This window comes from Citrobacter sp. wls757, assembly GCF_005280935.1.
Classification (GTDB): Bacteria; Pseudomonadota; Gammaproteobacteria; order Enterobacterales; family Enterobacteriaceae; genus Citrobacter; species Citrobacter portucalensis.
Window position 1 is genome coordinate 45775 of sequence record NZ_SZWU01000060.1, and the last position, 11170, is coordinate 56944.

The 11170-nt window shown below is 50.8% G+C and carries 13 protein-coding genes and 1 other annotated feature; of the genes, 10 read left to right on the top strand and 3 right to left on the bottom strand.

From position 1 onward, the window contains the following. The coding region (locus tag FDW94_RS24310; RefSeq protein WP_249358550.1) for a YniB family protein at positions 1-189 on the top strand (189 nt) is incomplete at its 5' end. Positions 190-253: 64 nt separating this feature from the next. Here the strand turns inward: FDW94_RS24310 and FDW94_RS15105 are convergent. Further along, the gene (locus FDW94_RS15105; RefSeq protein ID WP_003030598.1) at positions 254-1114 is read right to left on the bottom strand and encodes a fructosamine kinase family protein; all 861 of its coding nucleotides are present in this window, start codon (positions 1112-1114) and stop codon (positions 254-256) included. Between the two features lie 270 nt (positions 1115-1384). Then, positions 1385-2314 carry a 6-phosphofructokinase II gene (pfkB, locus tag FDW94_RS15110; protein WP_137377826.1) on the bottom strand — a complete coding sequence of 310 codons (930 nt, stop codon included), beginning with the start codon at positions 2312-2314 and terminating at the stop codon, positions 1385-1387. A 287-nt stretch (positions 2315-2601) separates the two neighbouring features. On the opposite strand from pfkB, the gene FDW94_RS15115 reads away from it, so the two are divergent. After that, positions 2602-3360, top strand: coding sequence for a YdiY family protein (locus FDW94_RS15115; protein ID WP_003832568.1), 759 nt, complete (start codon positions 2602-2604; stop codon positions 3358-3360). 164 nt (positions 3361-3524) lie between these two features. On the opposite strand, the gene yniD is transcribed toward FDW94_RS15115, so the two are convergent. Further along, positions 3525-3632, bottom strand: coding sequence for a small membrane protein YniD (gene yniD / locus FDW94_RS15120; protein WP_003030590.1), 108 nt, complete (start codon positions 3630-3632; stop codon positions 3525-3527). A 304-nt stretch (positions 3633-3936) separates the two neighbouring features. Here yniD and thrS point away from each other — a divergent pair, with 304 nt between their 5' ends. The 8 genes from thrS to ihfA all read left to right on the top strand — a co-directional run. Further along, positions 3937-5865, top strand: a complete 1929-nt coding sequence (gene thrS / locus FDW94_RS15125) for a threonine--tRNA ligase (RefSeq protein ID WP_003832572.1) — start codon at positions 3937-3939, stop codon at positions 5863-5865. A gap of 3 nt (positions 5866-5868) precedes the next feature. Further along, positions 5869-6411 carry a translation initiation factor IF-3 gene (gene infC, locus FDW94_RS15130; RefSeq protein ID WP_048997935.1) on the top strand — a complete coding sequence of 181 codons (543 nt, stop codon included), beginning with the start codon at positions 5869-5871 and terminating at the stop codon, positions 6409-6411. Positions 6412-6507: 96 nt separating this feature from the next. After that, entirely contained in the window at positions 6508-6705 is a 198-nt protein-coding gene (gene rpmI / locus FDW94_RS15135) for a 50S ribosomal protein L35 (protein ID WP_003030583.1), read from the top strand. 55 nt (positions 6706-6760) lie between these two features. Beyond that, on the top strand, positions 6761-7117 hold the full coding sequence (gene rplT / locus FDW94_RS15140; RefSeq protein ID WP_003030578.1) for a 50S ribosomal protein L20: 357 nt from the start codon (positions 6761-6763) through the stop codon (positions 7115-7117). 120 nt (positions 7118-7237) lie between these two features. Next, positions 7238-7362, top strand: a sequence feature (Phe leader region). Then, positions 7243-7287 (top strand): pheST operon leader peptide PheM, encoded by a 45-nt coding sequence (pheM, locus tag FDW94_RS23545; protein ID WP_001386830.1) that lies wholly within the window; start codon positions 7243-7245, stop codon positions 7285-7287. Its footprint overlaps the feature before it by 45 nt. 124 nt (positions 7363-7486) lie before the next feature. Further along, positions 7487-8470, top strand: a complete 984-nt coding sequence (gene pheS, locus FDW94_RS15150; protein WP_003832580.1) for a phenylalanine--tRNA ligase subunit alpha — start codon at positions 7487-7489, stop codon at positions 8468-8470. Between the two features lie 15 nt (positions 8471-8485). Further along, positions 8486-10873, top strand: a complete 2388-nt coding sequence (pheT, locus tag FDW94_RS15155) for a phenylalanine--tRNA ligase subunit beta (protein WP_137377827.1) — start codon at positions 8486-8488, stop codon at positions 10871-10873. Positions 10874-10877: 4 nt separating this feature from the next. Then, positions 10878-11170: integration host factor subunit alpha (ihfA, locus tag FDW94_RS23550; RefSeq protein WP_170974244.1), on the top strand; the 293-nt coding region annotated here is incomplete at its 3' end.

An 11170-nucleotide genomic window follows, 5' to 3' on the forward strand; every position in this document is an offset into this window, starting at 1 on the left:
GAAGGCGTTGAGGATCAGCTAATTCTGGAACAAGCAAAGGGCAGTGAAGGATTATCCCGCGAGCAACTGGAGTCGCGAATTGTGGTACCGCACCATACGATCTTCTTACAAATTTTCCCGCTTTATATTCTGCCGGTGATCGTTATCGTGATCGGCTACTTCTTCTTCTCATTGCTGGGCTTTTTGTAAGTGCCGAACTATCGGGCCTGCCACGTTGCGAAACGGCAGGCCTGATAAGCAACGCGGTACGTCGTTAAGCCGCCAGTAATCTATCCAGTGCTTTCTGCGCCACAACCAAATGCTGTCCCCCGAACAGAATTGCCCGATTCAGCAGCGTATAGAGCTGGTAGATTGGCTGCCTGTCGAGAAAGTCCAGCGGCAGTGGCGAGACAGACTGGTAACCGTCATAAATTTGCGGCGGCTGATCGGTATGTAACGGCAGCATTGCCAGGTCACACTCTCTGTCCCCCCAGTAGCAGGCAGGGTCAAAGATGTATGGACCGTTCGGGCCGAGGGCGCAGTTCCCGGACCACAAATCACCGTGCAGGAGAGACGGCTGCGGCTGATGAGAAGAGAGACGTTGCTGGACATGTTCGACGATGGCATCAATATTGCCAAACGCAATGCCTTTTTCAGCGGCGAGTTCCAGCTGCCAGCCTATACGCTGCTCGGCGAAAAAGGTTGACCAGCGACGTTGCCAGGTATTTGGCTGCGGCGTGGTAGAGAGCGCGTTATCGAAGTCGAGACCAAACTGAGGCTGGTCGCTCCATTCGTGCAAATGCGCAAGCTGTTGACCGAGGATAAACGCGTTATGCGCATCAAGCGGACGGGGAGGGAGGAAATCCATCACCAGAAAGCTGTAATCTCTGTCTGCGCCTACTGCCCAGACTTTCGGTACAGATACAGTTTGACTGCGGGAAAGTAGCTCCAGCTGATCGGCTTCTGCCGTAAAGCCGGTTAACAGCTCTCTTTCATCGCATTTGACGAAAAAATCTCGCCCCGCATAGCGTAAATGCCATGCGGCGTGGATCTCTCCGCCGGGCAGTTCATTACGCAGTTCGATTTCGCCTTCACCTAATTGCTCGCTTAAAAGACGACTGATAGCCTGCCACATGATGTCTCTCCCCATGTTGTCTGCCAGATCATAAGGTTAGCGCAAGAATGCGGTTAAAAAACACGAACTGACGCACACCACGGACGCGTCATCGCTGGAAAGGCACTTAATGTTTGTCGTTCTTCTTCACCTCGCACCGTTGTGGAGACGTCTGACTGCACATGATTCACTTCTTTGTAATCACGTGATTTTTTATCATAGTCGCATAACACCCATGCTGACAGTTTTACGCGAGAATCCCCCTTTTTCTTCAAAAGAGGGATGGTGTCATTACTGAGCGAGATACGAATATATTTTTTGCGTGTCGTCCAAAGAGCACAGGCGAGTACCCTGATTCAGCGTTGCTGCGCTGCCCGCGGCGACACCGTAACGGACAATATCCTCAAAAGGCGCGTTCTCTGCCAGTTTAAGCGTCATGGCCCCGACCATACTGTCGCCCGCGCCTACGGTACTTTGACTTTTCACCGGTGGCGGAACCACCTGAATGCAGGTATCGCGATCTACGCCCAGCGCCCCTTGCGGCCCAAGCGAGACCACAACGCGGTGCGCTTTCCCACTCTGTACGATTTCCTGCGCGGCCTTGCGCACATCATCGGGTTGAGTGAGTTCGCGGTTTACCAGCGCACTCAGTTCTTTGAGGTTGGGTTTGACCAGTTCGATATTGCCGATGGCTAACGCCGCCGTCAGTGCTTCGCCTGAACTGTCGACAATACAGCGGATCCCCTGTTTTTGTGCGGTGGTAATGAGTCGGGTCAACTTCTCAAGCTGTACGCCGGGCGGCAAACTGCCGCTGATGACCAGCAGCGCACCAGACTCAATTTCCAGCACCTGATCCTGAAGTTGGTAGAACTCGTCATCGGTCAGCGCAGCGCCTGGCATGACAAAACGATATTGTTCGCCGCTGGACTCCACGTGGACATGAAGATTTTGTCGGGTCCAGTCTTTGGCTTCGACGGTAGATACGGGAACATTTTCGTCGGCGAGCAATGCAACAAGATGCTCTCCGGTTGCTCCCCCCGCGGGGAAAATCGCTGTTGCGGTTCCGCCAAGATGGGCAATTGCGCGAGCGACGTTGATACCGCCGCCGCCGGGTTCAAAAACCGGCGAGGTACAACGAAGCTTACCTTCCGGGTAAATTTGCGGGGTGATTGTTGCGCTATCGAGAGAGGGCGCAAGTGTTAACGTATAGATACGTACCATCTTTACCTCCTGTTAGGCTGAACTCAGTCTGGCACTTAACCTCCCGAAAGTGAAGTAATTAACAACATGATTTTTCATATCTTTATTTAAAATTATCGTCATAAAGATATATAAATAAAATAAAGGTTTAGGAACGCTCTTATTCAAAAAATGAAATAAGAATTTATTGCTATGTTATTCGAGTCTTTTTATAATTTGTTACCTTTCAAGGGTCTTTTGTCATTGATCCATATGAAAGTTTCCGAGACCGTAATGGTCTCTTTTTTTGTTGTACGGACTCTTAATAAATGAAGCTTTTGAAGACAGTGCCCGCAGCATTACTGCTGACGGGAGGCCTGCTTGCGTCAATGCATGCTGTAGCCGATGATTCCGTTTTTACTGTCATGGATGACCCTTCCAGCGCGAAAAAACCCTTTGAAGGTAACCTGAACGCGGGATATCTCGCCCAGTCAGGCAACACAAAAAGTTCTTCTTTAACCGCAGATACCACCATGACCTGGTACGGCCAAACGACGGCATGGTCTCTGTGGGGAAATGCCAGCAATACCTCCTCAAATGATGAGCGTTCATCGGAGAAATATGCCGTAGGTGGCCGTAGTCGTTACAACATGACCGACTATGACTATCTCTTTGGACAGGCAAGCTGGTTGACCGACCGCTACAACGGCTACCGCGAGCGTGACGTGCTGACAGCGGGTTATGGTCGTCAGTTCCTCAACGGACCTGTGCACAGCTTCCGTTTCGAATTCGGTCCTGGCGTGCGCTATGACGAGCACACGGATGGCACCACCGAAACACAGCCGTTGGGCTATGCGTCCGGGGCTTATGCATGGCAGATGACGGACAATACCAAGTTTACTCAGGGTGTGTCGGTATTCGGCGCTGACGATACCACGCTCAACTCTGAAACCGCCCTGAACGTTGCCATCAACGAGCACTTTGGGTTAAAGGTGGCTTACAACGTGACCTGGAACTCTGAACCGCCGGCAACAGCGCCGGAACATACCGATCGCCGCACGACAGTTTCCCTCGGCTATCGGATGTAGTGACAAGCCGGGTCAAATAAATGACCTGGCTTTCCTAAATTAAAGTTAAGTTTATTTAATATTTAATTTGCGTTTTATTTTTTTACCTGGCCATAAAGCGCTATTTTCAGACGAATTCGATTAATCGATAAATAAACGAAACCGGAACAGTGGGTGAGCGTCATTTAGCCCCAGATCATCGCAGCCCAGCGCAGCATCAACATGGCCGCACAAATAACGAGCAGAATCACAACCATCTTCCAGTGTTTCTTCGCAAAGCGATTTGTGGGCATTGTTTTTTTCCTGCTCAGGTTAGATGACTTTGTGCAAGTGTAACAAAGACGGTTGGGTGTCAGTGAATTGATTTACATCATAGAGCGCGCGTTGATTGTTGCTTTGATCGACCCGTAATGCCGTGTACACTGTCAAACGGTGTTATCAAAAAGCGGGTGTAGGTCCAGTGTGGTCTTTAAGGCAACCAGTGACATATTTCGCAGAGTGAAGCGGGAATCAGCCCACACCTTTTTGATAATTTTAAATATTGAATCTTTGTATGTGATCTTACGTGTGGGTCACCACTGCAAATAAGGATATAACATGCCTGTTATTACTCTTCCTGATGGCAGCCAACGCCATTACGACCACGCTGTAAGCCCCATGGATGTTGCGCTGGACATCGGTCCAGGTCTGGCGAAAGCCACTATTGCTGGCCGTGTTGACGGTGAGCTGGTAGATGCTTCCGATCTGATTGAGCATGATGCGAAACTCTCCATCATCACCGCGAAGGATGAAGAAGGTCTGGAGATCATTCGTCACTCCTGTGCGCACCTGTTAGGGCACGCGATCAAACAACTCTGGCCGCACACCAAAATGGCGATCGGACCGGTTGTTGATAACGGTTTTTACTACGATATCGATCTTGACCGTACGTTAACCCAGGAAGACGTCGACGCGCTCGAGAAGCGGATGCACGAGCTCGCTGAGAAAAACTACGATGTCATTAAGAAGAAAGTCAGCTGGTACGAAGCGCGTGAAACCTTCGTGAAGCGTGGCGAGACCTATAAAGTCTCCATTCTTGATGAAAACATTGCCCATGATGACAAGCCTGGCTTGTACCATCATGAAGAATATGTCGATATGTGCCGTGGCCCGCACGTGCCGAACATGCGTTTCTGCCATCACTTCAAACTGATGAAGACCGCAGGGGCATACTGGCGTGGCGACAGCAATAACAAGATGCTGCAGCGTATTTATGGTACTGCATGGGCAGATAAAAAAGCCCTGAATGCCTACCTGCAACGTCTGGAAGAAGCGGCCAAACGCGATCACCGTAAAATCGGTAAACAGCTTGACCTGTATCATATGCAGGAAGAAGCACCGGGTATGGTGTTCTGGCACAACGATGGCTGGACTATCTTCCGTGAACTGGAAGTATTCGTTCGTTCAAAACTGAAAGAATACCAGTATCAGGAAGTGAAAGGTCCGTTCATGATGGACCGCGTGCTGTGGGAAAAAACAGGTCACTGGGATAACTACAAAGATGCGATGTTCACCACCTCTTCTGAGAACCGTGAATACTGCATTAAGCCAATGAACTGCCCAGGCCACGTGCAGATCTTTAATCAGGGTCTGAAATCCTATCGCGATCTGCCGCTGCGTATGGCTGAGTTTGGTAGCTGCCACCGTAATGAACCGTCAGGTGCGCTGCATGGCCTGATGCGTGTTCGTGGCTTCACTCAAGATGATGCACATATCTTCTGTACTGAAGAGCAGATTCGTGATGAAGTTAACGCGTGCATTCGTATGGTCTACGATATGTACAGCACCTTTGGCTTCGAGAAAATCGTCGTCAAACTGTCCACTCGCCCCGAAAAACGTATCGGTAGCGATGAAATGTGGGACCGTGCTGAAGCTGACCTGGCCGTTGCGCTGGAAGAAAACAACATCCCGTTTGAGTTCCAACTGGGTGAGGGCGCGTTCTACGGTCCGAAAATTGAATTTACCCTGTATGACTGCCTCGATCGTGCATGGCAGTGCGGTACTGTACAGCTGGACTTCTCCCTGCCGTCCCGTTTAAGCGCCTCTTACGTTGGCGAAAACAACGAGCGTCAGGTTCCGGTTATGATTCACCGTGCAATTCTTGGGTCGATGGAACGTTTCATCGGTATCCTGACCGAAGAGTTCGCTGGCTTCTTCCCGACCTGGCTCGCGCCGGTTCAGGTTGTGGTCATGAACATCACCGATTCTCAGTCTGAATACGTTAACGAATTAACGCAGAAACTACAAAATGCGGGTATTCGTGTAAAAGCAGACTTGAGAAATGAGAAGATTGGCTTTAAAATCCGCGAGCACACTTTACGTCGTGTCCCTTACATGTTGGTCTGTGGCGACAAAGAGGTAGAAGCAGGCAAAGTTGCCGTGCGCACCCGTCGTGGCAAAGACTTGGGCAGCCTGGACGTAAATGAAGTGATTGAGAAGCTGCAACAAGAGATTCGCAGCCGCAGTCTTCAACAACTGGAGGAATAAGGTATTAAAGGCGGAAAACGAGTTCAAACGGCACGTCCGAATCGTATCAATGGCGAGATTCGCGCCCTGGAAGTTCGCTTAACAGGTCTGGAAGGCGAAGCTTTGGGTATTGTGAGTCTGAGAGAAGCGATCGAAAAAGCTGAAGAAGCTGGAGTAGATTTAGTTGAAATCAGCCCTAACGCCGAACCGCCAGTTTGTCGTATTATGGACTACGGCAAGTTCCTTTATGAAAAGAGTAAGTCTTCTAAGGAACAGAAGAAAAAGCAAAAAGTTATCCAGGTTAAGGAAATTAAATTCCGTCCTGGCACCGACGATGGCGATTACCAGGTAAAACTCCGCAGCCTGGTACGCTTTCTGGAAGATGGCGATAAGGCTAAGATCACGCTGCGTTTTCGCGGTCGTGAGATGGCCCACCAACAGATTGGTATGGAAGTGCTCAACCGCGTCCGTGACGATCTGAGTGAACTGGCAGTAGTCGAATCCTTCCCTACGAAGATCGAAGGCCGCCAGATGATCATGGTGCTCGCTCCTAAGAAGAAACAGTAAGGCCTTCAAGTAGCAATGTCTGTGGAACCTACGGGTTCCACAGCCGTTGTTCGCCTACGTTTCGTTTATTAACAATGCGAAGTGGAAGTTATTAAAATGCCAAAAATTAAGACCGTACGCGGTGCTGCTAAGCGTTTCAAAAAAACCGGTGGTGGTGGATTTAAGCGTAAGCACGCAAACCTGCGTCATATTCTGACCAAAAAATCTACTAAGCGTAAACGTCACCTGCGTCCAAAAGGCCTCGTGTCTAAAGGCGATCTGGGTCTGGTTATCGCGTGCCTGCCGTACGCATAAGCCGTTAACGTTTAATTCATTTTTTTACTAAGAATATAGATACAGGAGAGCACATATGGCTCGCGTAAAACGTGGTGTAGTTGCCCGTGCACGTCACAAGAAAATTTTGAAACAAGCTAAAGGCTACTACGGTGCGCGTTCTCGCGTATACCGCGTTGCCTTCCAGGCTGTTATCAAAGCTGGTCAGTACGCTTATCGTGACCGTCGTCAGAAAAAGCGTCAGTTCCGTCAACTGTGGATTGCGCGTATCAACGCAGCAGCACGTCAGAACGGTATTTCTTACAGCAAATTCATCAACGGCCTGAAAAAAGCCTCTGTTGAAATCGACCGTAAGATCCTGGCTGACATCGCAGTATTCGACAAAGTAGCGTTCACCGCTCTGGTCGAAAAAGCGAAAGCAGCTCTGGCATAAGCCGGTGAAAAGAGGGAGCCTGGCTCCCTCTCTTTTATTTGTAGTGCAATCAATTAGTTGACAATTTATCCGTAAGCCTTTTCAATAAAGGTTGTCCGGTTTTTACCACACAAGGTAACGCAAGCATGAATGCTGCTATTTTCCGCTTCTTCTTTTACTTTAGCACCTGAACTCAGGAGGCTTGCGCGTGAAAGAAGAAACGGAAAACAGCGCCTAAAAGCCTCCCTGGTGGAGGCTTTTTTTATACGCGTCATCCTTCAAGTTGTCTCTGTATTGGCTGCATTCGCTCTTTGGCCGCGTTGATACAACTTGAATGATTTTGCGTATATACGAGCGACTAGTGAATATCGCAACATAACGAGGAAAACCATGTCACATCTCGCAGAGCTGGTTGCCAGTGCAACGGCCGCCATTAACCAGGCTTCAGATGTTGCCGCGTTAGACAATGTCCGCGTCGAATATTTGGGCAAGAAAGGGCACCTGACCCTTCAGATGACAACCCTGCGCGAACTGCCGCCAGAAGAGCGCCCGGCAGCAGGTGCGGTGATTAACGAAGCCAAAGAGCAGGTACAGCAAGCGCTGAACGCGCGTAAGGCCGAATTAGAAAGCGCTGCGCTGAATGCTCGTCTGGCTGAAGAAACGATCGATATTTCCCTTCCTGGGCGTCGTATCGAAAACGGCGGTCTGCACCCGGTAACGCGTACAATCGACAGGATTGAAAGTTTCTTCGGTGAGCTGGGCTTTACCGTGGCGACCGGTCCAGAAATCGAAGATGACTATCATAACTTCGATGCGCTCAACATTCCTGGCCATCACCCGGCGCGCGCTGACCACGACACTTTCTGGTTTGACGCGACGCGTCTGCTGCGCACACAGACTTCCGGCGTGCAGATCCGCACCATGAAAGAAAAACAGCCGCCGATCCGTATTATCGCCCCGGGCCGTGTATATCGTAACGATTACGATCAGACACACACACCAATGTTCCACCAGATGGAAGGGCTGATTGTTGATACCAACATCAACTTCACCAACCTGAAAGGCACGTTGCACGATTTCCTGCGCAACTTCTTTGAAGAAGACCTGCAGGTTCGTTTTCGTCCTTCCTACTTCCCGTTCACTGAACCATCTGCGGAAGTTGACGTGATGGGCAAAAACGGCAAATGGCTGGAAGTGCTGGGCTGCGGGATGGTTCACCCGAACGTGTTGCGTAATGTTGGCATCGATCCGGAAATCTATTCCGGCTTTGCATTCGGTATGGGTATGGAGCGTCTGACCATGCTGCGTTACGGCGTTACCGATCTGCGTTCTTTCTTCGAAAACGATCTGCGTTTCCTCAAACAGTTTAAATAAAGGCAGGATAAAACAATGAAATTCAGTGAACTGTGGTTACGCGAATGGGTAAATCCGGCGATTGATAGCGATGCGCTGTCAAACCAAATCACGATGGCGGGTCTTGAAGTTGACGGTGTGGAACCTGTTTCCGGTGTGTTCAATGGCGTTGTGGTAGGTGAAGTGGTTGAATGTGGCCAGCACCCGAACGCTGACAAACTGCGCGTCACCAAAGTGAATGTAGGCGGCGACCGCCTGCTGGATATCGTCTGCGGTGCGCCAAACTGCCGTCAGGGGTTGAAAGTGGCTGTGGCAACCGTTGGTGCCGTTCTGCCGGGCGATTTCAAAATTAAAGCCGCGAAACTGCGCGGTGAACCATCTGAAGGCATGCTGTGCTCGTTCTCCGAGCTGGGTATTTCCGACGATCATAACGGGATTATCGAACTGCCTGCCGATGCGCCAATTGGCACCGATATCCGTGAATACCTGAAGCTTGACGACAACACCATCGAAATCAGCGTCACGCCGAACCGCGCCGACTGCTTAGGCATCATCGGTGTGGCGCGTGATGTTGCTGTACTGAACAAAGCCCCGCTGGTTGAGCCGGAAATCGCGCCAGTAGCCGCGACCATTAGCGACGTCCTGCCGATTCAGGTCGAAGCCGTGGAAGCCTGCCCACGCTATCTGGGCCGCGTGGTGAAAGGCATCAATGTTAAAGCGCCGACCCCGCTGTGGATGAAAGAAAAACTGCGCCGTTGCGGTATTCGTTCTATCGATGCCGTGGTTGACGTGACTAACTATGTGCTGCTCGAACTGGGTCAGCCGATGCACGCATTCGACAAAGACCGCATTGAAGGCGGAATTGTTGTCCGTATGGCAAAAGAGGGTGAGACCCTGGTATTGCTGGACGGCAGCGAAGCGAAGCTGAATGCAGATACGCTGGTGATTGCGGACCACAACAAAGCGCTGGCGATGGGCGGCATCTTTGGTGGCGAACATTCCGGCGTGAATGATGAAACACAAAACGTCCTGCTGGAATGTGCATTCTTCAGCCCGCTGTCTATTACCGGTCGCGCGCGTCGTCACGGTCTGCACACCGATGCATCTCACCGCTATGAGCGTGGTGTCGATCCTGCGCTGCAACATAAGGCCATGGAACGTGCAACGCGCCTGCTGATTGATATCTGCGGCGGTGAAGCGGGCCCAGTCATTGACGTGACGAACGAAGCCACGCTGCCAAAACGCGCAACCATTACGCTTCGTCGTAGCAAACTGGATCGTCTGATCGGACACCATATTGCCGATGAGCAGGTGAGCGACATTCTGCGTCGTCTGGGTTGTGACGTGACGGAAGGGCAGGATGAGTGGAAAGCGGTCGCGCCGAGCTGGCGTTTCGATATGGAAATCGAAGAAGACCTGGTCGAAGAAGTCGCCCGCGTATACGGGTATGACAATATCCCGAACACGCCGATTCAGGCGGGTCTTATCATGGGTACGCATCGTGAAGCGGATTTGTCGCTGAAACGTGTAAAAACCATGCTGAATGACAAAGGCTACCAGGAAGTCATTACCTATAGCTTCGTCGACCCGAAAGTCCAGTCGCTGCTGCATCCGGGTGAAGAAGCGCTGCTGCTGCCAAGCCCAATCTCTATTGATATGTCGGCAATGCGTTTGTCCCTGTGGACCGGCTTGCTGTCTACGGTAGTGTATAACCAGAATCGTCAGCAGAACCGCGTACGTATTTTCGAAACGGGTTTACGTTTCGTGCCAGATACGCAGGCCAATCTCGGGATCCGTCAGGATCTGATGCTGGCTGGCGTGATCTGCGGTAACCGTCATGATGAACACTGGAATCTGGCAAAAGAGACCGTTGATTTCTATGATCTGAAAGGCGATCTGGAAGCGGTTCTCGACCTGACAGGCAAACTGGCAGACATTCAGTTCAAAGCTGAAGCGAATCCAGCACTGCATCCGGGTCAGTCTGCGGCGATTTATCTGAAAGGTGAACGTATTGGTTTCATTGGGGTTGTTCATCCTGAACTGGAACGTAAACTGGATCTGAACGGTCGCACTCTGGTGTTTGAACTGGAGTGGAATAAGCTCGCAGACCGCGTGGTGCCTCAGGCGCGTGAAGTTTCTCGCTTCCCAGCGAACCGTCGCGATATCGCAGTCGTTGTGGCAGAAAACGTTCCCGCTGCGGATATTTTATCCGAGTGTAAGAAAGTTGGCGTAAATCAGGTAGTTGGCGTAAACTTATTTGACGTGTACCGCGGTAAGGGTGTTGCGGAGGGCTATAAGAGCCTCGCTATCAGCCTGATCCTTCAGGATACCAGCCGTACACTTGAAGAAGAGGAGATTGCCGCTACCGTCGCCAAATGTGTAGAGGCATTAAAAGAGCGATTCCAGGCATCATTGAGGGATTGAACCTATGGCGCTTACAAAAGCTGAAATGTCAGAATATCTGTTTGATAAGCTTGGGCTTAGCAAGCGGGATGCCAAAGAACTGGTCGAGCTGTTTTTCGAAGAGATCCGTCGTGCTCTGGAAAATGGTGAGCAGGTAAAACTCTCTGGTTTTGGTAACTTCGATCTGCGTGATAAGAATCAACGTCCGGGCCGTAACCCGAAAACGGGCGAAGATATTCCCATTACAGCACGGCGCGTGGTGACCTTCAGACCCGGACAGAAGTTAAAAAGCCGGGTTGAAAACGCAACGCCCAAAGA